Origin of the sequence: Dyella jiangningensis, from assembly GCF_003264855.1 — a bacterium.
In the GTDB taxonomy this organism is placed as follows: domain Bacteria; phylum Pseudomonadota; class Gammaproteobacteria; order Xanthomonadales; family Rhodanobacteraceae; genus Dyella; species Dyella jiangningensis_C.
Genome location: NZ_NFZS01000001.1, coordinates 2087596 through 2112341 on the forward strand (window position 1 = coordinate 2087596; position 24746 = coordinate 2112341).

The following is a 24746-nucleotide window of genomic DNA, read 5'->3' on the forward strand; positions in this document are numbered from 1 at the left end:
CGGCGTGATTCGCGAAGGCGCTGATCGCCGCCGCGCTGACCGCGCTGATGATCCTGCTGTTTCTCGGCAGCTGGCGCTCGACGCTGATCATCGCGATCTCGATTCCGCTGTCGGTGATGAGTTCGCTGATCGCGCTGTCCGCGCTGGGGCAGACCATCAACATCATGACGCTGGGCGGATTGGCGCTGGCAGTGGGCATCCTGGTGGATGACGCCACGGTGGCCATCGAGGCGATCAGCCATCACCGCGACATGGGCAAGCCGCTGATGGACGCGATCATCGATGCGTCATCGCAGATCGCCTTGCCCACGCTGGTGTCGACGCTGTCGATCTGCATCGTGTTCGTGCCGATGTTCCTGCTGACGGGCGTGGCGCGCTACCTGTTCGTACCCCTGGCCGAGGCCGTAGTGTTCGCGATGCTGGCGTCATATTTCCTGTCCCGCACGCTGATCCCAACGCTGGCGATGTACCTGCTGCGCGGCGAGCGCGCGACGACCGACACTCATGGTCGCTGGGAAGTACTGCGCCGGTTCCAGCAGCGCTTCGAGCGGGGTTTCGAGCGATTCCATGGGCATTACCAGGCGGTGCTGTCTGCTGCCATCGCCAGTCCGCGGCGCGTGGCGCTCGGTTTCGCGGTGGTCTGCGGTATCTCGTTGCTGCTGGTTCCCGTACTGGGCAGGGATTTCTTTCCCACTTCCGATACCGGCGAGATCCGCCTGCACATGCGTGTTCGTACCGGTACACGCATCGAGCAGACCGCGCGGGTGGTGGACCTGGTGGAGCAGCGTATCCGCACGGTGATTCCGCCGTCGACGTTGGGCGGGATCCTCGACAACATCGGCCTGCCGGTGAGCGGCATCAACATCACCTACGACTCGTCATTGCCGGTGGGCTCGGCCGATGCCGACATCCTGGTGACGCTGAAGCCCGGTCATGGCCCAACGGCCGCATACGTCGAGACGCTGCGCGAGCAGTTGAATCGCGATTTCCCCGGCGTGACGTTTGCCTTCCTGCCGGCCGACATCATCAGCCAGACACTGGATTTCGGCCTGCCGTCGCCGATCGACGTGCAGATCGTGGGCAAGGACCAGGTCGCCAATCGGCAGATCGCCGATCAGCTGCTGGCATCGTTCCGCCATGTGCAGGGCCTGGTTGATCCGCGTATCCAGCAGCCGGGCGACGCGCCGTCGATCAACATCAACGTGGATCGCACCAAGGCCATCCAGGCCGGCTTCCAGCAACGCGTGATTGCCCAGAACCTGCTGATCGCCCTGTCGGGCAGTTCGCAGACCTCGCCGAATTTCTGGCTCAACCCGATCAATGGCGTGAGCTATCCGTTGGCCACGGAAGCACCGCAGTACACCATCGACTCGCTGCAGTCGCTGGGCAATATCCCGCTGACCAACGGCAACCAGCAGGGCGTGGCAGGGAAGGGCGCGACGGTGCCGATCCTCGCATCGCTGAGCACGCTCTCGCGCGGATCGCAGGACGCGGTGGTATCGCACTACAACGTGCAGCCGGTGATCGACGTGTTCGCCGGTGTGCAGGGTCGCGATCTGGGCGCGGTGGCTGCCGACGTCGAGACGCTGGTCGCGCAGGCGCGTGCGCATCTGCCGCCGGGTTCGAGCCTGGTCGTGCGCGGCGAGGTGCAGACCATGCAGTCGTCGTTCCAGGGCCTGCTGCTTGGCCTCGCCTTCGCCGTGCTGCTGGTGTATGCGCTGATGGTGGTGAACTTCCAGTCGTGGCTGGACCCGCTGGTGATCATCAGCGGCTTGCCGGGCGCCATCTCCGGCATGGCAGGGGTGTTGTTCGTCACGCGCACCACCATCAGCGTGCCTGCGTTGACCGGAGCCATCATGTGCATTGGCATCGCCACTGCCAACAGCATTCTGGTGGTGAGCTTTGCGCGCGACCGCATCAACGAAGGCGCCACGCCCTTGCAGGCTGCCTTCGACGCCGGCAGCACCCGCTTCCGTCCGGTATTGATGACGGCCTTGGCCATGCTGATCGGCATGTTGCCGATGGCGCTGGGCCTCGGCGATGGCGGCGAGCAGAACGCGCCGCTCGGCCGCGCGGTCATCGGTGGCCTATTGTTCGGCACGGTTGCCACCCTGGTCTTCGTTCCCGTCGTGTTTGCCGCCGTGCATGCCTGGCTGCGCCGCCGCGCCGGCCAAACCCTGCAGGCGTTGCCCAATCCGACCCCATCGACTCCGTGAGGGAGAATTCCCATGTCCATGCTCGTTCCCGTGAAGCCTGCAGCTGCACCCAGGCGCCTGCTGATCGTCTCGGCCGTGGTGGCGGCGCTGGCCTTGTCGGCAGGCGGCATTCCGCGCCTCGCCGCGCACGGCGTGGTCGCCCGTCAGACCGATGCGCTTGCCGTACCCACCGTCGCCGTGGTGACGCCGACCAAGGCGCCGGCCCAGCAGGTGCTGGTGCTGCCTGGTGACGTTGAAGCTTTCCAGGAGGCCAACATCTATGCGCGTACCAGCGGCTACCTGCATCGCTGGTACAGCGACATCGGCACGCACGTGAAGCGCGGCGACCTGCTCGCCGACATCGATGCGCCCGAACTCGACGCCGAACTCACGCAAGCGCAGTCGGACGCGGCGACGGCCTTGGCCAACTACGACATCGCCAAGGTCACTGCCGCCCGCTGGCAGCAGATGCTCAAGGACGATGCCGTCTCCCGCCAGTCCAGCGAGGAGAACGCGAGCACGATGAAAGCCAAGCAGGCGATGCTCGCGGCGGCGCAGGCGAATGTCAGCCGCCTTGCGCAGCTGCAGTCGTTCGAGAAGGTGGTGGCGCCGTTCGATGGCGTGGTCACGGTGCGGAACATCGACGTGGGTGCCTTGATCGATGCAGGCAACGGCGGCACGCCTGCCGCCTTGTTCCGCCTGGCCGAGACTGACCGTCTGCGCGTCTTCGTCGACGTGCCGCAGGACCAGGCGGCTGATGTTGTCGCTGGAGCCAAGGCGACGCTGGCGCTGCCGCAGTATCCGGGCCGCAGCTTCGCCGGAACGGTGGCGCGCACATCGGGCGCGATCGACGCGAACAGCCGTACGCTGCGCGTCGAGGTGGATATGGATAATCCCGATGGTGCGGTGTTGCCGGGCGCATACGCACAGGTGAGCCTGCCGCTGTCCGCCGCGCAGCCGGGCCTGTCGCTGCCGGCGAATGCGCTGTTGTTCCGACCGGCGGGCGTGCAGGTGGCCGTGGTGGATGCGAAGGGCACGGTGCAGCTGCGCACCGTCACGCTGGGTCGCGATTTCGGTGCGCGTGTGGAGATCCATGCCGGGCTGCACGGCGACGAGCGCGTGATCGTGAATCCGGGCGACGCCATCACGGCGGGCCAAGCGGTGCGCATCAATGCGCAGCCGGCCAACGCGTGAGAAAGGGGGGCCGTCCATGAATCGCCAAACGACATCTCTCTTGCGTACGGCCGCGGTGGCGACGCTGCTCGGTGTGATGCTGGCCGGGTGTTCTCCGGGGCCGGCCTATATACGTCCAACCGTGACGGTTCCCGATCAGTTCAAGGAGGCTTCGCGAACAGCGCCGGGCTGGCAACCGGCACATCCTCGCGACGATGCCGATCGCGGCGCGTGGTGGACCTTGTTCGGCGACGCCACGCTGGACGATCTGGAAGCCAAGGTCGACGTTGGCAACCAGACCATTGCCAAGAGCGTCGCGAGTCTCGCGCAGGCCAAGGCGATGGTCGGCACCGCGCGCTCGTCCTACTTTCCCACGGTGACCGCGGGCGTCAGTGCCGATCGCGCGCATACCTCGCAGAACGTGGTGGGCCGTTCGCTGGCCGGCAAGACCGTGTCCGATTTCAATGCGGGACTCACCGTCTCATGGGAGCCGGACCTGTTCGGCCGCATCGGCTACCAGGTGAAGGCCGCGCAGGCGCGCTATCAGGCCAGCGAGGCCGATCTGGCTTCGGTGCGCCTGGCCATGCAGGCGGAACTGGCCATCGACTACATCGACCTGCGCGAACTCGATGCCGAGGCCGCCCTGTTGCAGCAGACCGTGGCGGACTATGCGCGGGCCCGGGCGCTGGTGAACACGCGCTACCAGGGAGGCATCGCCTCCGAATCGGACCTGCAGCAGGCCGAAACGCAGTGGCAGGCGGCGCAGGCGCAGTTGATCGACCTTGGCGAGAGCCGCGCGCAACACGAACACGCCATCGCCGTGCTGATCGGCGTGCCGCCGGCCCAGCTCAGCCTGCCGGTGAACACGCAGCCGCTGTCCTTGCCGTCGGTTCCGGCGGGCGTGCCGTCAATCTTGCTGCAGCGTCGCCCGGATATCGCCGCCGCCGAACGTCGCGTGGCAGCGGCAAACGCCGATGTGGGCGAAGCCACTTCCGCATTCTTTCCGGACCTCTTGCTGTCCGCCAGTGGCGGGCTGGAAGCCTCGAAGTTGGCTCAATTCGCCATGTTGCCCAGCCGCTTCTGGGCCATCGGTCCTGCACTGGTGGGCACGTTGTTCGATGGCGGACGCCGCAAGCAGGAACTCGCCGGGGCGAACGCAAGCCATGACGCCGCGGCTGCCGACTACCGGCAAACCGTGCTCACCGCGTTCCAGGACGTGGAAGACAACCTCGCCTCGCTCCGCGTGCTGGGCGATGAGTCAGCCACGCAACAGCATGCGGTCGACGCCGCTTCGCGCGCGGCGCAGCTTTCCCTGACGCGTTATCGGGACGGCGCCACGGACTATCTCGAAGTGGTCTCGACCCAGAGCGTGAGCCTGACCCAGTCGCGCAACCTCGTGGAACTGTCGCGTCGTCGGCTGGAGGCCGATGTGCGGCTGATCAAGGCGCTGGGTGGGGGCTGGTCGGGGCTCGACGTGCCGCTGGGGTCTCACGATGTCGCTGCGCTAAACCTATCGCCGGCCAAAGGCATCGAAGCGCCGTAGAGCCGGGTGGCGAGGGGCGATCCGGCAGCGCCTGGTGGAGGTCTGCATGAGGTCCACAATGGCAAGGTGGTCGTTTCTGTTGTGCGCCGCGTGGATTGGCGCGTTGTCGGTGCCCGTCGAGGGCGCGCGCGCCGATGCGCCGCCAGCACCTGTCCAGGTGATGGTGGTGGGTCTTTTCCATCTGTCCAATCCCGGGCACGACCTGCACAACATGAAGGTGGACGATGTGCTGGCGCCGAAGCGCCAGGCCGAGCTGGGCGCCATCACCGATGCGCTGGCGCGGTTCAAGCCGGACAAGGTGGCGGTCGAGTGGCCGCGTGACACGGTCGAGGAGCGCTTTCCCAAATACCTCGCCGGCACCTTGCCGCCGTCGCGCAACGAGGTCGTGCAGCTCGGCTTTCGCCTGGCCAGGACGGCCCACGCCATCGGCGTCTATGGCATCGACGCCGATGGCGATTTTCCCTATGAGCCCGTCAAGGCCTACGCGGATGCGCACGGCCTTTCGAGCCTGCTCGACGCCGAGGGTGCGAAGATCGATCGCCAGATGGCCGAGCAGCAGCGACTGCTCGCGGAACAGGGCCTCTCGGCGGCGTTGCGGCGCGTCAACGAGCCGGCCCTGATCGACGAGGGCAATTCGTTCTATCGCACCGCGTTGCGCATGGGCTCAGGCAACGAACAGCCGGGCGCCGAGCTGCTCGCTGCGTGGTATCGCCGCAATTTCCTCATCTGCGCGAACCTGGTGCAGCTGGCGAAGCCTGGCGACCGTATCGTGGTTTTCTATGGCAGCGGCCACGCCTTTCTGCTGCGCCAGTGCGTGAGTGAGACGCCCGGATTCCAGCTGGTGGAGCCCAACGACTACCTGCCTCACTGACCTTGTCGCAAGGCGCATGATGTTGCGCGCCTCTTCATGCCTCAGCCCGTGACCCGTGCCTAACGGCACTGGTGCCCCTGGCAGGCGTGCCGCTTTTATGGAGATTGCCTCCGACACGAGCATGGCTGCGCCTGTGGAACGCAGCGGGGAGCGTGCGTGTCGGGCATCTGCGTAGCTAACCGCCTTTTGGCCTTTGCGAGATTCCTGATGAAGCGAGATTTGCCTGTTTGTGGTCGTGCCGCCCGGGTGGGGCGTGGTGCTGCCTGGTTTGCAGCCGTGTTTGCGCTGGGCATGGTCATGTCGCCGTGGTCGCTGGCCATGGCTGCCGAAGGCAAGGATGCCAAGCCCGCCGCCGAGGCGGAGAAGAAATCCGACGCCGAGCTGCCGCCGCTGCCGGCCGACAAGACCATCAAGCAGAGCGTGCGCGTGGGTGGCCGCACGGTGTCCTACGAGGCGACCGTCGGCACCATTCCGGTGCGCGATGCCAAGGGCAAGAAGATCGCCGATGTGGTCTACACGTCCTATGTCGTACCCGGCAACGATCCGCACCGCCCGGTGACGTTCGCCTTCAACGGCGGTCCCGGTGCTTCGTCGGTGTACCTCAACATGGGCGCGATCGGTCCCAAGCGCATCCAGTTCGGCGTGGATGGCGATGCGCCGTCCGATGCGGCCGTGACCAAGGACAACCCGAACACCTGGCTCGACATGAGCGACCTGGTGTTCATCGATCCGGTCGGCACCGGGTTCTCGCGTTCGCTGGAAGACGAGGACAAGACCAAGAAGGATTTCTACTCCACCGAGGCGGACATCAAGTACCTCTCGCGCGTGGTGTACGACTGGCTGGTCAAGCACGGCCGCCTGCGCGCGCCCAAGTACGTGATGGGCGAAAGCTACGGCGGCTATCGCGCGCCGCGCATCGCGCTGGAACTGCAGACGCGCATGGGCGTGGGCGTGAACGGCCTGGTGATGGTGTCGCCCTACCTCGATCCGGCCGCGATCGGCGACGGTGATGCGCTGTCGCCGCTGCCGTGGATGATCAACCTGCCGTCGATGACGGCGGCGCATCTCGAAGCCCAGGGCAAGCTCACCCCGGCGGCGATGACCGACGTGGAAAACTACGTCCGCACGCAGTTCGTCACCGACTTCCTGGCGGGTCGCTCGGATCCCGGCGCGATCAGCCGCATGGTGCAGAAGGTGTCGGCTTATACGGGCCTTGATCCGTCGGTGGTGTCCAAGCTGGATGGCCGCGTCGACATCGGCACCTACCTGCGCGAGATCCATCGCTCCGAGAAGAAGATCGGCAGCGTGTACGACTCCAACGTCACCGCGTTCGATCCGTTTCCGGGTTCGGCCCGTCGCCAGTCGGGCGACCCGATCCTCGAAGCGCTGCTGGCGCCGACCACCAGCGCGATGGTGGATTTCGTCACGCGCGAAGTGGGCTGGAAGACGGACGCGCACTACGAGGCGCTGTCCTACACCGTCAACAACGCCTGGGATCGCGGAGAAACCGACGACAAGCCGGTGGCCGACCTGCGCAAGGCGATCGCCAACGATCCGAACATGAAGGTGCTGATCGTGCACGGCTACAACGACCTGTCATGCCCGTTCTTCACCTCGCGCCTGATCATCGACCAGATGCCAACCTTCGGTCAGCCGCAGCGCGTGAAGCTGTCGATCTATCCGGGCGGCCACATGTTCTACAGCCGCGACGGTAGTGCCTCGTCGTTCAAGGCGGATGCGGCGCAGCTGTACGGCGCCACGAAGTAAGCCGCGAGGCAAAACAAAGGCCCGGGCGTCGCCAGACGCGCCGGGCCTTCTTTTTGAGCGTGGGTTACTGCTTGAGGTCTGCCGGCGGCTGCACCAGGTAACCCATCGATCTCAGCGTGGCGAGGTAGCCGGTAGGCGACGTCAACTGTTCCATCGTCAACACGGCAACCGTGCGCCGGTTGCGCGTGAGCGCCAGATCCGCCTCCCTGACCCATGCCGTGTTGATGCGCTGTGGCAGGTCGGTCACGTTGAGCTGGTGTTCGAAATCGCCATTGATCGCGCTCACCACACAGGGTTCGCGCGAACCCTCCATGAGCTTTTGCAGCGTCGCCGTGTCGCCGGTGGCCCAGGCATTGGCGCGCTGCGTGAGCTTGGGCATGTCGTGCTCGATGATCTGCATGGTCTCGTCGAGGCAGGCGATGCCCTGTTGCTGGTCACTGTCCGCGCCACCATTGGGCTTGGGTACCTTGCGTATCACCAGTTCATAGCGCACAGGCACCTGCCGGGTGCCGTGCTTGCGCGCCAGCTTTTCGACGATGTCCTCGACGTCGGTGTCGCCGGTCAGGCCGTGCGCATCGAGCGCCTTGGTGAACAGTTGCTCGGCGACGATGATGGGGCGCTGGTACTCGTAGGCATCGTCATCGTGCAGATATTCGTGCCGCAACACGCGCCAACGCTGGTACATGTCGGCAGGCAGCATGCGCTCCAGCGTGGCACCGCCCGGATTGAGGCGCGCCGCCGGCTGCAAGGCAAGGCGGGAAAACAGGCTGGGCGGCATCTTCAGGCGCGCCGATGGTGCCTCCAGCATTTCGCTCGATTTCCCCAGGGCCTGCTCCAACTGGGTCCATTGCCAGGTCGCGTACTTCGGCAGCGGCGATATGGTTCCCAGCACCCACAGCACGTGGTCGCCCTTGCGAACTTCCCATAGGGCCGGCCCAGGCTGGGTACCGCGAACGGTCACTGTCTGCAGGTCGACGGGCTTGGCGGGCGCCACGGTGCCCTGCGTACTGGCGGCAGGTGTTGGCGAGCTTTCTTGCGCGAGGGCGCTGCCTGTCATGAGCAGGGCGCCCAGGCACATGGCTAGTTTCGTGGGCATCCGTCGGGCTCCGCTGGGGGCAGGGAAGCATGCCATGGCATGCCGGGTCGGGTGGGAGGATTGAACACCACCCGGCCCCCGGGCGCCACAAGCCGCAGCTTGCAGCAAACCCCGAAAGGAAAAGCCGCGACGGCAAGGCTGCGCACGTCGCGGCGACTGCCTCAGAACTCGCGCATCACCATCAGCCGCACCTCGGTCATGTCCTCGATGGCGCAGCGCACGCCTTCGCGGCCGATGCCGGAGAGCTTCACGCCGCCGTAGGGCATGTTGTCCACGCGGAAGCTGGGTACGTCGTTGACGATCACGCCGCCTTGTTCCAGCTCGTTCCAGGCGCGCATGGCGTGGGCGAGGCTGTCGGTGAAGATGCCGGCCTGCAAGCCGTAGTCCGAGTCGTTGACCATCGCCACCACCTCGTCGAAATCGTCGAAGGGCGCAAGCAGGGCGAACGGGCCGAACACCTCCTGGCGATGCACCTTGGCGCTGGTCGGCACGCCTTCCATCAAGGTGGCTTCCAGCATGGCGCCGTCGCGCTTGCCGCCGCACAGCAGCTTGCCGCCGGCCTTGCGGGCTTCCTCGATCCATCCGTGCAGGCGTTCGGCCGCGGCCTCGTCGATCATCGGGCCGAGGAAGGTGTCCTTCTTCTTCGGATCGCCGGCCTTCAGCTTCTTCACGGCGGCGACGAGCTTCTTCTTCAGCTCGTCGTAGATGTCCTTGTGCGCATAGATGCGCTGCACGCTGATGCAGCTCTGGCCGGACTGGTAGAACGCGCCGAACACCAGGCGGTCGATCACGCGATCCAGCCGCGGGCCCTGGTCGGCATCGACGATGCAGGCCGCATTGCCACCCAATTCCAGCGTCACCTTCTTGTGGCCGGCGCGCGTCTTGAGGTCCCAGCCTATCTGGCTGCCGGTGAAGGAGAGCAGCTTGAAGCGCGGGTCCTCCACCAGCGGTTTGGCGTGCTTGCCGTCCAGCGTGAGCACGGAGAACGCGCCCTTGGGCAGGTCGGTCTCGGCCAGCACTTCGCCGATGATCAGCGCGCCGATCGGCGTGCGTTCGGCCGGCTTGAGCACGAACGGACAGCCGGCCGCGATGGCCGGCGCCACCTTGTGCGCCACCAGGTTCAAGGGGAAGTTGAACGGCGTGATGAACGACACCGGGCCCAGCGGCACGCGCTTGGTGTAGCCGTGATAGCCGTCCAGACGCCTGGCGAGTTCCAGGTTGATGGTTTCGCCGTTGACGCGCACCGCTTCTTCGGCCGCGATGCTGAAGGTTTCGATCAGGCGGGTGACTTCGCCGTCGGAATCCCTGATGGGCTTGCCGGCTTCCACGCACAGCGCATAGGCCAGCTCCTCGCGGCGCTCGCTGAAGCGCTGCGCGCAGTGCTGCAGCACCTGCTGGCGCGCCCACGGCTTGAACTCGCGCATCGGGCCCGCGGCCTTCACCGCGGCGGCAATGGCCTTTTCGGTGGCCTTGGCATCGGGCACGGCTACGCGCGTGGCGACCTTGCCGCTGTACTTGTCCAGCACATCCATCGTTTCCTTCGAGGTCTGCGGCTGGTTGGCGAGGTAATACGGATAGCTTTTGGCGAGCATGGAAACTCCAGGCGATCAGACGGCTGCGCTGAGCCGGCGGATCTCTTCGTTGAGGATGCGGTGATTGTCCGAATAGTCGATGGCGAGATCGATCAGGTGCACGCCGCCGGCATCGAACGCGCGCTGCAGCGTGGGCAGGAATTCGTCGGCGCTGGCGGGGCGATGACCGTGTGCGCCATGCGCTTCGGCAAACTGTACGAAGTCCGGGTTGCCGAAGGTCATGCCGTAGTCGGCGTAGCCCATTTCGGCCTGCTTCCAGCGGATCATGCCGTAGGCGTCATCACGCAGCAGCAGGACGACCAGGTCGAGCCTGAGACGCACGGCCGTTTCCAGCTCCTGCGAGTTCATCATGAAGCCGCCGTCGCCGCAGATCGCCAGCACCTTGCGCTCGGGGTAGACCATCTTCGCGGCCATCGCCGAGGGCAGGCCGGCGCCCATCGAGGCGAGCGCGTTGTCGAGCAGCATCGAATTCGGCTCGCGCGCGCGGTAGTAGCGCGCGAACCAGATCTTGTACATGCCGTTGTCCAGGCACAGCACGCCGTCGTCGGGCATGAAGCTGCGCGTGTCGTCCACCACGCGCACCGGATGCATGGGAAAGCGATCGTCGCGCGAGTGATCCTCCAGCTGCGAATGGAAGGCCAGCCGCACGCGATCGAAGAAGCTGAAGTTCCAGTGTTCCTGCGGCTGCAGCGCATCGGTGAGGCGTTCCACCGTGTGCGCGATGTCGCCCACGACTTCGATCTGGGGGAAGTAGACGGCATCGACCTCGGCGCTGGAGAAATTGATGTGGATGACCGTGCGACGACCCTTGCGCATCAGGAAAGGCGGCTTCTCCACCACGTCGTGACCGACGTTGATGATCGCGTCCGCGGCGTCGATGGCGCGATGCACGAAGTCGCCGTCCGACAACGCGGCGTTGCCCAGCCACAGCGGGTGATCCTCGTCGATGACCCCCTTGCCCATCTGGGTGGTGAAGAAGGGAATGCCGAGCTTGTCGATGAACGCGCGCAGCGCGACCGTGGTGCGCTGCCGGTTCGCCGCGGCGCCGATCATCAGGATGGGATGCCGCGCCTTGCTGATCGCCTCGGCCGCCTGCACCAGCGCCGCGTCATCCGGCGAAGGGCGGCGCGCATATTCGGTGGGCAGCAGGATCGCTTCCTCGACGGTATCGCGTGCGATGTCTTCGGGCAGTTCCAGGTGAACCGCGCCGGGGCGTTCTTCCTCCGCCCGGCGAAAGGCCTCGCGGATGCGCGCCGGTATCGTCGCCGCGGAAACCAGCTGGCGTGTGTACTTGGTCAGCGGCTGCATCATGTCGACCACGTCGACCAGCTGGAACAAGCCCTGCTTGTGTTCGCGGATCGGCTTCTGGCCGGTGATCATCAGCATCGGCATGGCGCCAAGTTGCGCATAGGCCGCGGCGGTGACGAGGTTGGTGGCGCCCGGACCCAGGGTGGAAAGCGCGACACCGGCTTCCCCGGTAAGCCGTCCCCAAGTGGCGGCCATGAACCCCGCGGCCTGTTCATGCCGGGTCACGATAAGGCGGATCGAGGAATCGCGCAGCGCTTCCACCAGGTCGAGGTTTTCTTCGCCCGGCACGCCAAAAATGCTGTGCACGCCTTCGGCTTCCAGTGCCTTAACGAACAATGCCGCTGCCTTCATGCCGCGCTCCTGTGACCGGAACGCGAAGGATGGGGCATGAGTCGTTCACATCATGTGAGCCGCAGCGTCCCGTTACCCCAAATGTAGGAGCGCACCCAGTGCGCGAACAACGTTGCGTCGACGCCACGGTAGATGCCATCGCGCACTGGGTGCGCTCCTACCAAAAAGCGGTGCGTCACTGCTCCCTGGGCTTTTCCGCTTTCAATTTCAGGCCCACCACCAGCGGCAACTCGCCATCCGCAAGGCGTCCTCGCAGCTGTGCTCCTTCGCTCACGCCCTGCACTGAACGCACGACCTTGCCCTGCTCATCGAACAGGATCGCGTAGCCGCGCTCCAGCGTGGCCAGCGGGCTCACAGCATGCAGGGCGCGGCCCGCCTGCCGCAGGGTCAGGCGTTCGCGTTCCAGTCGTCGTTCCACCGAGTGGCGAAGGCGTTGCGACAGCTCCGCCAGGCGACGACGCAACAGCGGCAGGCGCAGGCGCGGATGCTGGGCGATCAGCCGCGCGTACGCGCGTTCGAGCGCCACGCGCCGCATGCGGGCCTGTTCGCGTTGCACCCCCAGCAGCCGGCGCTCAAGGTTGATCAGGCGCTCGCGATCGCGCGCAAGCCGGGCCTGTGGCCGCTGCGCCTGCAGGCGCGCGTACAGGTGATCCACGCGCTGGATGCGCGCCTGCAACTTGCGCTGTTCCAGCACGGCAAGGCGTTGCCGCAGTTGCTCCAGGTGTCGCCGCATCGGCGCGGCGTCGGGCACCAGCAGTTCGGCCGCGGCGGATGGCGTGGGCGCGCGCAGGTCGGCCACGAAGTCAGCGATGCTGAAGTCGATCTCGTGGCCGACGGCCGACACCACCGGTACCGCGCTCGCGTGGATGGCGCGTGCCACCTGCTCATCATTGAACGCCCACAGGTCTTCCAGCGAGCCGCCGCCGCGGGTGAGCAGCAACACGTCGTAGCGGCCGCTCGCCGAGGCCTTGCGCAACATCGTGGTGATTGCCGGCGGCGCCTCGCGGCCTTGTACCGGCACGGGCAGCACGTCGACTTCAGCCAGCGGCCAGCGCCGCGACATCACGCTGAGCACGTCGCGGATCGCCGCCCCGGTGGCCGAAGTGATGACGCCGATGCGTCGCGCGTATCGGGGCAGTGCACGCTTGCGCGCGGGATCGAACAGGCCCTCGGCATCCAGTCGCGCCTTCAGCTGTTCGAACTCGCGCTGCAGGGCGCCTTCGCCCGCCGGCTCCATGTGCTCGGCAACGAGCTGGAATTCGCCGCGGGGTTCGTACAGGCCCACGCGTGCCCGTACCAGCACGTGCATGCCATCGGTAGGACGAAACTTCAGCCAGCCGCTCTTCGGGCGGAACATGGCGCAGCGCACCTGGGCGCTGGCGTCCTTGAGGGTGAAATAGAGGTGTCCGGAGGCGGGGCGCGCCACATTGGACAGCTCGCCCTCGATCCAGATCAGGGGCAGGGCGTCCTCCAACAGATCGCGCACCAGGCGGTTGAGCGAACTGGGGGTGAGGATCTGTCGAGGCGGAGAACCGCCGTGATCCTGGCTGTAGTCGTCGGGCGAGCGCATGGACGCGGGAGCCTAGCATGACCGGCGGCTGATGAATGCTTGGATTACATCCGCTTGCCGAACCAAGCATAGCCAGGTCCTGAGGCAATACGTCTACTGCATTGATTTTTATAAGATCATGGCGGCGTGTCGTCGGACTCCGCTGCAGCTTCGCGCAGGCGCCGCCGCAACCGCCAGGTCCGGACGCCGAAATTCAGGGCGAGCCAGGCGGCGATGGCGCCGAGCGGCCAACCGATGACGGCAGGCCAGAAGAAACCCAGCGCCGCCAGCAGGGTCAGCGCCAGCGTACCCAGCACCAATGGCCCGGTGGCGGTATCGCCCAGCACGCGGCGATCCGTCAGCGCGGCGCCCACGGTGTTGGCGATGCGCAGCGCCCCGGCCGCCGCCCGCCCCGAACTGCCGCCCACGTGGCGGTATCGCGCTTGAGGCTGCCGGTCCTTGCTGCGCACGTGCTCGGTGTGGCGCCGCCAGCGCCGCGGCGCCAGCACGATCTCGGTGGCGTGCTCCAGGTCGCGCTCGTACTGCTCGGCCAGTTGCTTCGCGAAACCGGTGTCTTCGACGGCCACGTCGATCTCGCGATTGCTCAGCCAGCTGGCGATGTTGAGGTTGGACGAGCCCACGCGTGCCCAGAGGTTGTCCGCCACCGCCGTCTTCGCATGCAGCATCGAGCCGTTCCATTCGAACACGCGGATGCCCGCCTTGAGCAGCGGCCGGTAACCCGAGCGCGACATGCCGGCGACGAGCGGGATATCGCTGCTGCCCGGCACCAGCAGTCGCACGTCCACGCCATCGCGCGCGGCCGACGTGAGCGCCTGCACATACGGCGCGATGCCGATGAAATAGGCGTCGGTGAGCCACAACGTTCGTCGCGCCATGGCGGCAATGAGCTGGTCCAGCCGATACATGCCTGCCGTCGAAGGCTGCGTGGCGATCACGCGCAGCGCCACCGGGCCTGCGGGGTCCTGCGCAGCGGCGGATTCCGGAAAGGGCGGAAGCGGCGCGCCGATGATGGCCCAGCTCTCGGCGAACGCGTGTTCCAGTTCGGCGACGGCCGGCCCCCGCAGGCTCACGCCGGTGTCGCGCCATGGCTCCACGCCACGCCCGGGGTCACCCAGCCACTTCTGGCTGATGCATACGCCCGAGAGAAAACCGATCTCGCCGTCGACCACGAGCAGCTTGCGATGATCGCGGCTGATCCAGCCGAACGGCTGGCCGAGCTGGGGTGGATTGAAAGCGCGCACTTCGCCGCCGGCAGCGCGCAACCGCCGCCAGAAACGATCGCGCGACTGCCCCTTGCAGCCCAGCCAGTCGTACACCACGGCCACCTGCACGCCACGCTTGGCGCATTCCACCAGCGCGTCGCGGAAGGCGCGGCCCACCTCATCGTCACGGATGATGTAGTTCTCCAGCAGCACCCGGTGGCGCGCGGCCTGGATCGCGGTCAGCCATGCGTCGTAGTGGGCGGCGGCATCGATCAGCAACTCGATGGCGTTGCCGCCAAGCAAGGGTGCGCCGGCGGCTCGGCTCAGTGCCTGTTCGGCCAACAGTCGTGCGGACGCGGACGCGAGCTTTGAATTCATGAGGGAGAGTAGGGCATGCCATCGGCCTTTCTTCAACCCGCGTTCACCCGATGCGTGTCACGAATACGCGCCCATGGCGGTCAGTGTCGTCTCCATCAACCTTCTGTCATGCTCATTCCATGGCACCTGAGCAATGTTTTGCCGACATCGACAGCTGTGCCCAACACATTGCCGAGCGGCTGGGCCCCGACCTGCGCGTCGCGGCGCCATTGGGGCTGGGCAAGCCGCATGGATTGCTCAATGCGCTCTATCGGCTGACCAAGGCCGACACTTCGCGTTCGCTGTCGCTCTATACGGCGCTTTCGCTGACGCGGCCTCGTCCTGCACCGGGCCTTGAGGCGCGTTTTCTCGGTCCGTTCGTGGAGCGGCATTTCGGTGCGGATGCAGTCGACCCGGAATACGCGATCGACCAGGCGCGCAACGCCCTGCCTTCCAACGTGGCGGTGCATGAGTTCTACATGCAGTCCGGAGCCTTGCTGCATTCGGGCAGCGCGCAGCGCAACTACATCAGCCAGAACTACACGCACGTCGCGCGCGACCTCGCCGTGCAGGACATCAACCTGCTGCTGCAGCTGGTCGCGCGGCGTGAAACGTCCGACGGCGTGCGTTACAGCCTGTCGAGCAATCCTGACCTGACGCTGGATTTCATCGAGCAGGTCGTGCAGTCGGGCAAGCCGCGGCCGTTGTGCGTGGCCGTCGTGCATCCGGATCTGCCCTATGTCAGCGGGCATGCGGAGGTGACGCGCGGTTATTTCGATATCGAACTGCGCACCGAAACATCGCCGCCGCTGTTCGCCGTGCCGAGGCAACCGCTCGACGTGGTGGAGTACGCGCTGGGCATGCATGCGAGTGCGCTGGTGCGCGATGGCGGATGCCTGCAGATCGGCATCGGTGCGCTCTCCGATGCATTGGTGCATGCGCTGCGTTGGCGGCAACTGGACAACACGCAATGGCGCCGCGCGCTGGTGGCGCTGGATCCGCGGGGTGGCACCCACGCGCTGGCTGCCCGCATGGGCGGCCTCGCGCCGTTTCGCACGGGGCTGTATGGCGCCAGCGAGATGGTGATGGACGGCTTCATGCACCTTCAGCAGGCCGGCATCCTCAAGCGGCGCGCATGGGACAACATCGCCCTGGAGCGCGCAGCGGCCAGCGGCAGGCTGTCGCCCGATACGCCGGGTGGGCATTACCTGCGCGGGGCTTTCTTCCTGGGCTCGAAGGCGTTGTACGACTGGGTGGCGGCGCTGGAGGCGGAAGATGCCGATGCGCTCGACATGTGCCGCGTCTCCAACGTCAACCAGCTCTACGGCGACCATCAGGTACTCGCGTCGTTGCAACGACGAGGCGCCCGCTTCTTCAACACCTGCATGATGGCCACCTTGCTCGGTTCGGCGGTGTCGGACGGGCTGGAGAATGGCGAAGTGGTCAGCGGCGTCGGTGGCCAATACAACTTCGTCGCCATGGCCCACGAACTGCCCGATGGTCGCTCGGTGCTGTTGTTGCGGTCCACTCGGCAGGGGCGCGGCGGCGTGGAGACCAACATCCGCTGGAACTACGGCTACGCCACCATTCCGCGACATCTGCGCGACCTGTTCGTCACCGAATACGGCGTGGCGGACCTTCGCGGCAAGACCGACAGCGAATGCATCGAAGCCATGCTGGCGATTTCGGATGCGCGCTTCATCGATGCGCTGTGCGCGGAAGCCAAGGCGCACGGCAAGCTCGCTTCGGATTTCCAGGTGCCGGAACGGTGGCGTAACAACCGGCCCGATGTCCTGCGCGAGTCGCTTTCGCCCTGGCAGTCCAAAGGTGCGTTGACGGCTTTTCCGTTCGGCAGCGACTTCACCGAGGTCGAGCAGCAGCTGCTGACGGCGCTTACCTGGCTGAAGCTGCGCAAGGACAGCTGGCGCGGCCGTTTGGATATCCTGCGTGCCGCCTTGAAACGAGGTGCGCCGGTAGCAGGCGAGGCCGAGGCCATCACGCGCATGGCGCTGGACAAGCCGGCCACGATGGGCGATCGCGCATCTCGACTGGTGCTAAGGGCCGCGTTGCGCCGGACCGGCCACGCGATCGAGCCGGCCGAGGCGGGCGCTCAAACCGATACGACAAGGAGTGGATGACGATGCAGAAGGGCAGCTGCCATTGTGGACGCATCACCTTCGAAGTCGAAGGCGAACCCACGCAGGCCATCGAATGCAATTGCACGCACTGCAGCCGCAAGGGCTTCCTGCTGTGGTTCGTGCCGCGCGCGCGGTTTCATCTGCACGCCGCCGAAGATGCCTTGTCGAGTTACCAGTTCAACCGGCACATGATCGACCACCGGTTCTGTCCCCATTGCGGCTGCCAGCCGTTTGCGTATGGCAAGGATCCCAAGAGCGGCGACGACATGGTCGCGGTCAACGTGCGCTGCCTGGAAGGCATCGAGCTGGCGTCGGTGGAGCGCCGTTCGTTCGATGGCCTGCACCTGCTATGAAGCAGGCCGGGGAGTGCGACATGCACTCCCCGGGTGAGGCTTCAGCTCATCAGCAGTGATTGGCCAAGTTCGCGCAGGGCGGGCAGATTGACCACGTGCAGGCCGTGGCGGTCCAGCGCGATGAGGTTGCGTTGGCGGAAGCGTCCCAGCAGGCGGCTGACGGTTTCCGTGGTCAGGCGCAGGTGGTTGCCGATATCGGCGCGCGACATCGGCAGCGGCAGGTAATCGGCGGAGAGGCCCAGCATGGCGCGACGATCGCGCAGATCGACCAGGAACGCCGCGAAGCGTTCTTCAGCTAGGTAGTTGCCACCACTCAGCTGCAGTCGCGAGATGCGGTGGCTCGCGGCGTTCATGAGATGCCAGGGCACCTCGGGCTGCTCCATCGCGACCTGGCGCACGGCCGAATACGGGAACCGGCAGAACTGCGTCTTGCCGAGGGCCACCACGGCGTTGTCGTGCATTTCGCGATCGATCGCATCCAGGCCGATCATTTCGCCAGGCAGGTGGAAGGCCAGCACCTGCTCGCGACCGGCCACGTCCACCGCCACCGTCTTGGCCATGCCCGATTGCACGGCGTACAGGGCGCGGAACGGCGACATCGGGCGGTACAGGTACTCGCCAGTGCGCAGTGGGCCGATGCGTTCGGCGATATGGCGCAAGCCTGAAAGCTCGGCTCGGTCGAAGCCGCTGGCCTGGCAGACGGAGGCGTGACCGCAGCCCGCGCAGGATGGCGAGGGTGTCATGCGGTTGGCGCCGTCCTGGCGTGGGTATGTCTGAAGCATGGTGCGTTGGCCTCCTGAATCCTTGCTCGGTATCCGGGGCCATGATCCTCGCAAGCGGGGCGGGAATGGCAGTTGTGCGCGTTTATGCCGCATCGCTGAACCGGGTTTCCGGCTTGCTAGGGCAGCCCCGGGCATTCGGTTATCCTTTTGCAGTTGCCGCATCCGCCCGCGGCCCAAGACGTGCAGCCAAATCCATCCATGAGCGACCAGTCCTCTTCTCCCCGTCCCGCGCAACCCGCTCCCCGCCGCCCCAGCGTCGGCGTCAAGATCGGCAAGATCACGGTCGGCGGCGGTGCACCCATCGTGGTGCAGTCGATGACCAATACCGACACCGAGGATCCGTCGAGCACCGCCAGGCAGATCGCCGAACTGGCCCGCGCGGGCTCCGAGCTGGTGCGCATCACGGTGAACACGCCGGCGGCTGCAGCCGCGGTGCCGCGCATCCGCGACAAGCTGGCGATGATGGGCGTGGACGTGCCGGTCATCGGCGACTTCCACTACAACGGCCATCAGCTGCTTGAAGCGGAGCCGGCCTGCGCCGAGGCGCTGGCGAAGTACCGCATCAATCCGGGCAACGTGGGCTTTGGCAAGAAGAAGGACAGCCAGTTCGCCTCGATCATCGAGATGGCGCTGCGCTACGACAAGCCGGTGCGCATCGGCGCGAACTGGGGTTCGCTCGACCAGTCGATGGTCGCCACGCTGATGGACGAGAACCACAAGCGTGCCGAACCCTGGGATGCCGCGCATGTGGCGCGCGAAGCATTGATCCGTTCGGCGCTGGATTCGGCGTTGCGCGCGGAGGAGATCGGCCTGCCGCGCGATCGCATCATCCTGTCGTGCAAGGTGTCCGGCGTGCAGGAACTGATCGCGGTGTATCGCGATATCGCCGGTCGCTGCGACTACGCGCTGCACCTGGGCCTGACCGAGGCCGGCATGGGCTCCAAGGGCATCACGGCCTCGTCCGCGGCGCTGGCCGTGCTGCTGCAGGAAGGCATCGGCGACACCATCCGCATCTCGCTCACGCCTGAGCCGGGCGCATCGCGTACCGGCGAAGTCATCGTGGCGCAGGAGCTGCTGCAGACCATGGGCTTGCGCGCGTTCACGCCGCTGGTCACGGCCTGTCCGGGCTGTGGCCGCACCACCAGTGAATTCTTCCAGGAACTGGCGCGCACGGTGCAGTCGCATGTGCGCGAGCAGATGCCGCTGTGGCGCGTGAAGTACGACGGCGTGGAGAACCTCACGCTGGCCGTGATGGGTTGCGTGGTGAATGGCCCCGGCGAATCCAAGCACGCCAACATCGGCATCTCGCTGCCGGGCAACGGCGAAGCGCCGTCGGCACCGGTGTTCATCGACGGCGAGAAGGCCATGACGCTGCGTGGCGACAACATCGCCAACGAGTTCATCGGCATCCTCGACCATTACGTCGCCACGAAATACGCCAGCCGGGCAGGTTGAGGCGGCCATGGGCGGCGAGGCGAGCGAAGCACGCATCCTCGACGCCTGGCAGGCCAACGCACAGGCATGGGAGCACGCGGTCCGCGGCGGCGTGATCGAGAGCCGCAGGCTGGTGACGGACCGCGCCATCGTCGACGCCGTGCTGTCCCGCAAGCCGCGCAAGGTCATCGATCTCGGTTGCGGCGAAGGCTGGCTCGCCCGAACGCTCACCGCGGCCGGTGTCGAGGTCCTGGGCGTGGATGCCGTGCCGTCGCTCGTCAAAGCCGCGCAGGCACAAGGCGGGGGTACGTTCCGGGTCATGGCCTACGAGGACGTGGCTACCGGCGCACTGCATGAGCGCGCCGACCTGGTGGTGTGCAATTTCTCCCTGCTCGGCGAGACCTCGGTCGCCGAACTGCTCGCATCCGTTCCCTGCCTGCTCGAACCTGGCGGCGCCTTGCTGGTGCAGACCCTCCATCCCTGGGCAGCGGGCGTGGAGCCCTATCGCGACGGTTGGCGCGAAGGCTCCTGGGACGGTTGCGGCGATGGCTTCGGGCAGCCGGCGCCGTGGTACTTCCGCACGCTGGAGGGCTGGATGGCGAGCTTCCGCCGCGCGGGGCTGTGCCTGATGGACCTCCGCGAACCGCTGCACCCTCGCACAGGCAAGCCCGCGTCCGTTATCTTCATGGCGGGGTAACCTCGGGGGGAGGGGAATGAACAGGCATCGCGCCGTTGCGTTTCGTGCCGTTGTTCAGAGTGGGCAACGGCAGTGGCTGGTGCCGCTGCCGTTCGATCCGATCAGCCAGTGGTCCACGCCCGCGCGGCCGCTGTGGCGATGTGGCCACGGCCATCGCGTGCGCGGCAGCCTCAACGGGCGCACCTTCAGCGCCTCGGTCGTGGAGCGCGCCGGCTCCTTCTGGTTGTTGCTGGAGGATTCGCTAGCCACCGCGGCCGAACTCGCCGCGGGCCAGCCGGTGGACGTGCTGCTTGAGCCGGACGACGCCTGATCCATTCGTGCACGCGTCGCTCACCTGCTCGGCGCATCGTCTGCGTGTATGCTCCGCCGTCGCGGCAGTTCCGCGCGGACGCCGGAATGGAGTTCGGGAGGATCGGTGACAGTCAGGCCACAAATTCGTATCGTCGCCATCTATGTGCTGCTGGCGCTGGCATGGATTTTCCTGTCCGATCGCCTGGTGTTTTCACTCGGTTACAGCGAGCACACGCTGGGTCTCCTGCATAGTCTCAAGGGCACGCTGTTCGTGCTGTGCACGGCGGTGCTGCTCTACTGGCTGATCGGGCGCGACATGCGGCGCCTGGACCGCCTCAACCACATGCTGCTCAACGGCAACGAGCAATCGCTGCGCGCCCTGGTGTCGGCGATGGACGTGCGCCACAAGGAAACACGCGACCACTCCGAGCGCGTCATGCGCATGACCGTGGCGCTGGCACGCCAGGCCGGCCTGGAGGGCGATGCGTTGCGCAACGTGCGTTTTGGCGCCTTGCTGCACGACATCGGAAAGCTCGCCTTGCCGGATGCGATCCTCGTGAAGCCCGGTCCGCTCACGCCCGAGGAAACCACGGTGATGCGCACGCACACCACGCTGGGCCGCGACCTGCTCATGCGCACGGCGTTCCTTCGTCCCGCCATCGACATTCCGTTTGCGCACCATGAGCGCTGGGACGGCACCGGCTATCCGCGCGGCCTGAGTGGCGAAGAAATTCCGTTGGCGGCGCGCATCTTCAGCGTGGTCGACGTGTGGGACGCACTGAGCTTTCCGCGCGTGTACAAGCCGGCATGGCCCGAAGAGGATGTGCTCGACTATCTGCGCAATGCGGCAGGCGGCCAGCTCGACCCAAGCATCGTGGGATTGTTCCTTGAGCACTATGACGAGCTGAGGGCGATTGGCCTGGGACAGGCCACCGTCGACTGAGCGCCAGGCGTCTGGCTACACTGGGTCGGCGCCCAGGACGGGCGCATCAACGGGGGAAGCACGTGTTGCCGGATCTTTCCACGCTGCCGGCGTTCGCAGCGTATTTCGGGTTGGGTGTCCTTTTTCTCGCGATCTTCTGCACGGTGCATCTCTGGCTCACGCCCCAGCGCGAGCTGGCGCTGATCAGGCATGGCAACCAGGCCGCGGCGATCAGCCTGGGCGGTGCGCTGCTGGGTTTCGTGGCGCCGCTCGCGAGTGCGATGGCGCACAGCGTGAGCCTGCTCGACCTGGCGTTGTGGGGCCTGGTGGCGCTCATCGTGCAGTGGCTGACGCATCTGACGGTACGCCTGTTGATCCATGATCTCGCCGCGCAGATCGAAGCCGACAACCGCGCGGTGGCAGGCTTCGCCGCGGTACTGGCGTTGGCCGTCGGCGTGGTGAACGCCGCGGCCATGACCTGGTAGCGCGTCATGGGTGACCTCAAGAAGTCCGATGACACGCGCACACCGCGTCGGCCGGATGCGCAGTTCCGGCCGTTGCGCGATCAGCCGCAGAAGAAATCCCATGCCGTGCCGCTGCTCATGCTGGGCGGTGCCGCCCTGGTGGGGCTGACGGCACTCGGTCGTGGCCACGACGTGCAGCGCAATCGCTACGACAGCCTGGAAGAGTGCGTGCACGACTATTCCACCGGCCAATGCGAGCTGGACAACCCGGTGGGTTCCAGCGGAAGCGGCGGTGGCGGATTGCGTTACTACGGGCCGTGGTATCGCAGCGACCGCGGAGGCGGTGCATCGGACCCCGGACCCGGCCGTTCCGGTCCTCGCCTGGTCGAATTCGGCACGCGCGGCGGTTTCGGTTCCAGCAGCCGCGTGTTTGCGCGAGCGAGCTGAGCATGCGCCGTCAGGCATGCGCGCCACGCGCGGACTGGCAGGCGCGACTCGAAGCGCAGGGTTTCGATTTCCATACGATCGACGCGCAGCCTTATTGGCGCGAAGACATCTGCTACGTCTTCGACGCCCGCGAAATCGATGAGATCGAAGCCGCGACCAACGAACTGCATGCGCTTTGCCTGGAGGCGGTGGATCGCGTGGTGCGCGACGGGCGCTACGACGACCTCGGCCTGGACGCACGTGCCGCGGCGCTGGTCGAACGCAGCTGGTGGGATCGCGAGCCGGCGCTGTATGGCCGGATGGATCTCGTCTACGACGGCAGCGCGCCGCCGCGTCTGCTCGAATACAACGCGGACACGCCGACGGCCTTGTTCGAGGCTTCGGTAGCGCAGTGGTACTGGCTGCAGGACGTCGCGCCCGAGGCCGATCAGTTCAATGCGATCCATGAAGCGCTGGTCGAGCGCTGGCGGATACTGCCGCCGTCTTCGCTCGTGCATTTCGCGGCGTGCTACGAGAGCTTGGAGGACGCACTCACCACCGACTACCTGATCGACACCTGCCTGCAGGCGGGACACCGTGCGACGGCCCTGGATATCGAGCAGGTCGGCTGGTCGGGGCGCGACTTCATCGATATGGACAACCTGCCGATCGACCGGCTGTTCAAGCTCTATCCCTGGGAATGGATGCTGGCCGAGCCTTTCGCGATGCACCTGCAGGGCTCCCGGCTCCGCTGGATCGAGCCCGCGTGGAAGATGGTGCTGTCGAACAAGGCCGTGCTTCCGTTGTTGTGGGAGTTCTTCCCCGGGCATCCGAACCTGTTGCCGGCCAGCCGGCGGCGCAGCGACCTCGAAGGGCCTGTCGTGCGCAAGCCGTGCTGGGGCAGGGAGGGTGCGGGCGTGATCGTGTTGCCGCAGGGCGAGGCGGAAAGCGCAACCAGCGAGCGGTGCATCTACCAGGCATTCTCGCCGCTGCCATCGTATGAAGGGCGGCACGCCCTGGTGGGTTCATGGGTGGTGGGCGATACCGCGGTCGGCATCGGCCTGCGCGAGGACGATGGCCTGATTACCCGCAATACCAGCTGCTTCGTGCCGCATCGATTCGCGGGGTGAGTCGCATGCAGTTCGTCATCAACGACGTGCACGGGCTGTTGAAATCCTGGGGCGCCGTGCCGGCCTGAGCGCTAGGCAGCCCACAGCCTGCGCAGTTCCTCGACGATAACGTCGGGATACTCCTCGGGGAAGAACAGTTTGGCGCCGGGGATACGGCGGATGCCGCGGGGATTGCCCAGCGTTCGCTGCAGGTAGTCAGGACTCGCCTGCGAGAAGATGTCGTCGCCCGTGCCCCACAGGATGCGCGTCGGCACGCGACTGTGCTTCAGCTGGGGTTCGATGCCGGCCAGCGGGTTGGGCGTCAATCCCAGCGCATAGGCATGCACCCACGGCTTCTGGGCAGGCTGGCACAGCGGCGACAGGTAGTAGTCGAGCGCTTCGTCCGTGGGATGCTCGGGAAACTGGTAGCACATGCCGCCGATGCCTTGCGGGGATCGCGCCAGCGCCTTGTCGGCCAGCCATGGAGCGAGCCACTGGTCGACGAACCGCCCCTTGCGTGACATCTCGATGACCGGCTGCAGCGCTGCCGGCGGACTGTCGTTTTCCACATCGCAGTTGGTGAGCAGCAGCGTGCGTACACGCTCGGGGTGTCGCGTCATCAGGCATTGCGCGATGGCGCCACCACTGTCGTTGGCCACCACGTCCACCGTGACGACGTGCAGCAGGTCGAGCAGCGCGATCAGCATGTTGACCTGCGCGGCCGGCGTGACCGCCCGTCCCGGCGCGACATGCGTGTAGCCGAGCCCCAGCCAGTCGGGCGCGATGCAGCGCCGTTCGCCTGAGAGCTGTGCGATCACGCCGCGCCACTGGAAGCTGTTGAGCGGAAAGCCATGCAGGAACAGTGTGGCCGGACCGCGCCCGCGATCGAGATACGCGACATCGCCGCAGGGCAGATGGGCATGGCGGCGTTCGCGGCGGTAGGTGGCAGCGTCCAGCGTGATCGTGGGTGCCGAGCCGCTGGCCAGCGTTTTCCTGGTCGCAACGCCGAGGGTGCCGGCGGCGAGCGCGAAGCTCATGGTCTGCAGAAAGGTCCGGCGATGCATGGCGGTGCCTGGGTTCGGAAGGTGGGCAAATGGTTGATCCC

At 66.4% G+C, this 24746-nt stretch carries 21 protein-coding genes; 14 read left to right on the forward strand and 7 right to left on the reverse strand.

The genetic code is table 11. From position 1 onward, the window contains the following. The first annotated feature begins 47 nt into the window (after positions 1-47). From CA260_RS09360 to CA260_RS09380, 5 genes are all read left to right on the forward strand, one after another. The gene (locus CA260_RS09360; RefSeq protein ID WP_272946563.1) at positions 48-2216 is read left to right on the forward strand and encodes an efflux RND transporter permease subunit; all 2169 of its coding nucleotides are present in this window, start codon (positions 48-50) and stop codon (positions 2214-2216) included. Positions 2217-2228: 12 nt separating this feature from the next. Beyond that, positions 2229-3389 carry an efflux RND transporter periplasmic adaptor subunit gene (locus CA260_RS09365; protein ID WP_111982433.1) on the forward strand — a complete coding sequence of 387 codons (1161 nt, stop codon included), beginning with the start codon at positions 2229-2231 and terminating at the stop codon, positions 3387-3389. Positions 3390-3405: 16 nt separating this feature from the next. After that, positions 3406-4911, forward strand: coding sequence for an efflux transporter outer membrane subunit (locus CA260_RS09370; protein ID WP_111982435.1), 1506 nt, complete (start codon positions 3406-3408; stop codon positions 4909-4911). Between the two features lie 46 nt (positions 4912-4957). Then, positions 4958-5782 carry a DUF5694 domain-containing protein gene (locus tag CA260_RS09375; RefSeq protein ID WP_146745302.1) on the forward strand — a complete coding sequence of 275 codons (825 nt, stop codon included), beginning with the start codon at positions 4958-4960 and terminating at the stop codon, positions 5780-5782. 291 nt (positions 5783-6073) lie between these two features. After that, positions 6074-7549: a S10 family peptidase gene (locus CA260_RS09380; RefSeq protein WP_111983085.1), complete on the forward strand. Its 1476-nt coding sequence runs from the start codon at positions 6074-6076 to the stop codon at positions 7547-7549. Positions 7550-7613: 64 nt separating this feature from the next. On the opposite strand, the gene CA260_RS09385 is transcribed toward CA260_RS09380, so the two are convergent. The 5 genes from CA260_RS09385 to CA260_RS09405 all read right to left on the reverse strand — a co-directional run bounded on the left by CA260_RS09385 (position 7614) and on the right by CA260_RS09405 (position 15046). Next, complete coding sequence (locus CA260_RS09385; RefSeq protein WP_172461765.1) at positions 7614-8645, reverse strand: TraB/GumN family protein; 1032 nt, start codon at positions 8643-8645, stop codon at positions 7614-7616. Positions 8646-8806: 161 nt separating this feature from the next. Beyond that, complete coding sequence (locus CA260_RS09390; protein WP_111982441.1) at positions 8807-10237, reverse strand: aldehyde dehydrogenase family protein; 1431 nt, start codon at positions 10235-10237, stop codon at positions 8807-8809. A 15-nt stretch (positions 10238-10252) separates the two neighbouring features. Then, a complete protein-coding gene (locus CA260_RS09395) occupies positions 10253-11896 on the reverse strand; it encodes an acetolactate synthase large subunit (protein ID WP_111982443.1) in 1644 nt (547 codons plus the stop codon). Between the two features lie 175 nt (positions 11897-12071). Continuing rightward, positions 12072-13466 (reverse strand): exodeoxyribonuclease VII large subunit, encoded by a 1395-nt coding sequence (gene xseA / locus CA260_RS09400; RefSeq protein WP_111982445.1) that lies wholly within the window; start codon positions 13464-13466, stop codon positions 12072-12074. Positions 13467-13582: 116 nt separating this feature from the next. Then, positions 13583-15046, reverse strand: a complete 1464-nt coding sequence (locus tag CA260_RS09405; RefSeq protein WP_111982447.1) for a phospholipase D-like domain-containing protein — start codon at positions 15044-15046, stop codon at positions 13583-13585. A gap of 119 nt (positions 15047-15165) precedes the next feature. Here CA260_RS09405 and CA260_RS09410 point away from each other — a divergent pair, with 119 nt between their 5' ends. Together CA260_RS09410 and CA260_RS09415 are read left to right on the forward strand one after the other, a co-directional pair. Continuing rightward, complete coding sequence (locus tag CA260_RS09410) at positions 15166-17163, forward strand: acetyl-CoA hydrolase/transferase C-terminal domain-containing protein (protein WP_111982449.1); 1998 nt, start codon at positions 15166-15168, stop codon at positions 17161-17163. Continuing rightward, positions 17160-17516, forward strand: a complete 357-nt coding sequence (locus tag CA260_RS09415; RefSeq protein WP_202864046.1) for a GFA family protein — start codon at positions 17160-17162, stop codon at positions 17514-17516. Before CA260_RS09410 ends, CA260_RS09415 begins: the two co-directional genes overlap by 4 nt. A 41-nt stretch (positions 17517-17557) precedes the next feature. Here CA260_RS09415 and CA260_RS09420 read toward each other — a convergent pair whose 3' ends face one another. Then, positions 17558-18298 (reverse strand): helix-turn-helix domain-containing protein, encoded by a 741-nt coding sequence (locus tag CA260_RS09420; RefSeq protein WP_172461766.1) that lies wholly within the window; start codon positions 18296-18298, stop codon positions 17558-17560. 198 nt (positions 18299-18496) lie between these two features. Between CA260_RS09420 and ispG the strand changes: the two genes are divergently transcribed. The 7 genes from ispG (at position 18497) to CA260_RS09455 (ending at position 23662) form a co-directional block, all read left to right on the forward strand. Next, positions 18497-19753 carry a flavodoxin-dependent (E)-4-hydroxy-3-methylbut-2-enyl-diphosphate synthase gene (ispG, locus tag CA260_RS09425; RefSeq protein ID WP_111982455.1) on the forward strand — a complete coding sequence of 419 codons (1257 nt, stop codon included), beginning with the start codon at positions 18497-18499 and terminating at the stop codon, positions 19751-19753. A gap of 7 nt (positions 19754-19760) precedes the next feature. Further along, a complete protein-coding gene (locus CA260_RS09430; RefSeq protein WP_111982457.1) occupies positions 19761-20429 on the forward strand; it encodes a class I SAM-dependent methyltransferase in 669 nt (222 codons plus the stop codon). 16 nt (positions 20430-20445) lie between these two features. Further along, entirely contained in the window at positions 20446-20739 is a 294-nt protein-coding gene (locus CA260_RS09435) for a DUF1905 domain-containing protein (protein WP_111982458.1), read from the forward strand. A gap of 105 nt (positions 20740-20844) precedes the next feature. Then, complete coding sequence (locus CA260_RS09440; protein ID WP_172461767.1) at positions 20845-21663, forward strand: HD-GYP domain-containing protein; 819 nt, start codon at positions 20845-20847, stop codon at positions 21661-21663. 62 nt (positions 21664-21725) lie between these two features. After that, positions 21726-22127 carry a DUF350 domain-containing protein gene (locus tag CA260_RS09445; protein ID WP_111982462.1) on the forward strand — a complete coding sequence of 134 codons (402 nt, stop codon included), beginning with the start codon at positions 21726-21728 and terminating at the stop codon, positions 22125-22127. Between the two features lie 6 nt (positions 22128-22133). Next, positions 22134-22553 (forward strand): hypothetical protein, encoded by a 420-nt coding sequence (locus tag CA260_RS09450; protein WP_111982464.1) that lies wholly within the window; start codon positions 22134-22136, stop codon positions 22551-22553. A gap of 2 nt (positions 22554-22555) precedes the next feature. After that, entirely contained in the window at positions 22556-23662 is a 1107-nt protein-coding gene (locus CA260_RS09455; RefSeq protein WP_111982466.1) for a glutathionylspermidine synthase family protein, read from the forward strand. A 71-nt stretch (positions 23663-23733) separates the two neighbouring features. Here the strand turns inward: CA260_RS09455 and CA260_RS09460 are convergent, their stop codons facing one another. Beyond that, complete coding sequence (locus CA260_RS09460) at positions 23734-24705, reverse strand: alpha/beta fold hydrolase (protein ID WP_111982468.1); 972 nt, start codon at positions 24703-24705, stop codon at positions 23734-23736. Positions 24706-24746 lie beyond the last annotated feature (41 nt).

Excerpts from the sequence above, each read along its gene's own strand:
- CA260_RS09360 (WP_272946563.1), top strand. The coding sequence starts at position 48 with ATGATCCTGCTGTTTCTCGGCAGCTGGCGCTCGACGCTGATCATCGCG.
- CA260_RS09365 (WP_111982433.1), top strand. The coding sequence starts at position 2,229 with ATGTCCATGCTCGTTCCCGTGAAGCCTGCAGCTGCACCCAGGCGCCTG.
- CA260_RS09415 (WP_202864046.1), top strand. The coding sequence starts at position 17,160 with ATGACGATGCAGAAGGGCAGCTGCCATTGTGGACGCATCACCTTCGAA.
- CA260_RS09435 (WP_111982458.1), top strand. The coding sequence starts at position 20,446 with ATGAACAGGCATCGCGCCGTTGCGTTTCGTGCCGTTGTTCAGAGTGGG.
- CA260_RS09390 (WP_111982441.1), bottom strand. The coding sequence starts at position 10,237 with ATGCTCGCCAAAAGCTATCCGTATTACCTCGCCAACCAGCCGCAGACC.
- CA260_RS09420 (WP_172461766.1), bottom strand. The coding sequence starts at position 18,298 with ATGCTTCAGACATACCCACGCCAGGACGGCGCCAACCGCATGACACCC.
- CA260_RS09380 (WP_111983085.1), top strand. The coding sequence starts at position 6,074 with ATGGTCATGTCGCCGTGGTCGCTGGCCATGGCTGCCGAAGGCAAGGAT.
- CA260_RS09370 (WP_111982435.1), top strand. The coding sequence starts at position 3,406 with ATGAATCGCCAAACGACATCTCTCTTGCGTACGGCCGCGGTGGCGACG.
- CA260_RS09450 (WP_111982464.1), top strand. The coding sequence starts at position 22,134 with ATGGGTGACCTCAAGAAGTCCGATGACACGCGCACACCGCGTCGGCCG.
- CA260_RS09385 (WP_172461765.1), bottom strand. The coding sequence starts at position 8,645 with ATGCCCACGAAACTAGCCATGTGCCTGGGCGCCCTGCTCATGACAGGC.
- CA260_RS09410 (WP_111982449.1), top strand. The coding sequence starts at position 15,166 with ATGGCACCTGAGCAATGTTTTGCCGACATCGACAGCTGTGCCCAACAC.
- CA260_RS09395 (WP_111982443.1), bottom strand. The coding sequence starts at position 11,896 with ATGAAGGCAGCGGCATTGTTCGTTAAGGCACTGGAAGCCGAAGGCGTG.
- CA260_RS09375 (WP_146745302.1), top strand. The coding sequence starts at position 4,958 with ATGAGGTCCACAATGGCAAGGTGGTCGTTTCTGTTGTGCGCCGCGTGG.
- CA260_RS09405 (WP_111982447.1), bottom strand. The coding sequence starts at position 15,046 with ATGAATTCAAAGCTCGCGTCCGCGTCCGCACGACTGTTGGCCGAACAG.
- CA260_RS09455 (WP_111982466.1), top strand. The coding sequence starts at position 22,556 with ATGCGCCGTCAGGCATGCGCGCCACGCGCGGACTGGCAGGCGCGACTC.
- xseA (WP_111982445.1), bottom strand. The coding sequence starts at position 13,466 with ATGCGCTCGCCCGACGACTACAGCCAGGATCACGGCGGTTCTCCGCCT.
- CA260_RS09460 (WP_111982468.1), bottom strand. The coding sequence starts at position 24,705 with ATGCATCGCCGGACCTTTCTGCAGACCATGAGCTTCGCGCTCGCCGCC.
- ispG (WP_111982455.1), top strand. The coding sequence starts at position 18,497 with ATGAGCGACCAGTCCTCTTCTCCCCGTCCCGCGCAACCCGCTCCCCGC.
- CA260_RS09430 (WP_111982457.1), top strand. The coding sequence starts at position 19,761 with ATGGGCGGCGAGGCGAGCGAAGCACGCATCCTCGACGCCTGGCAGGCC.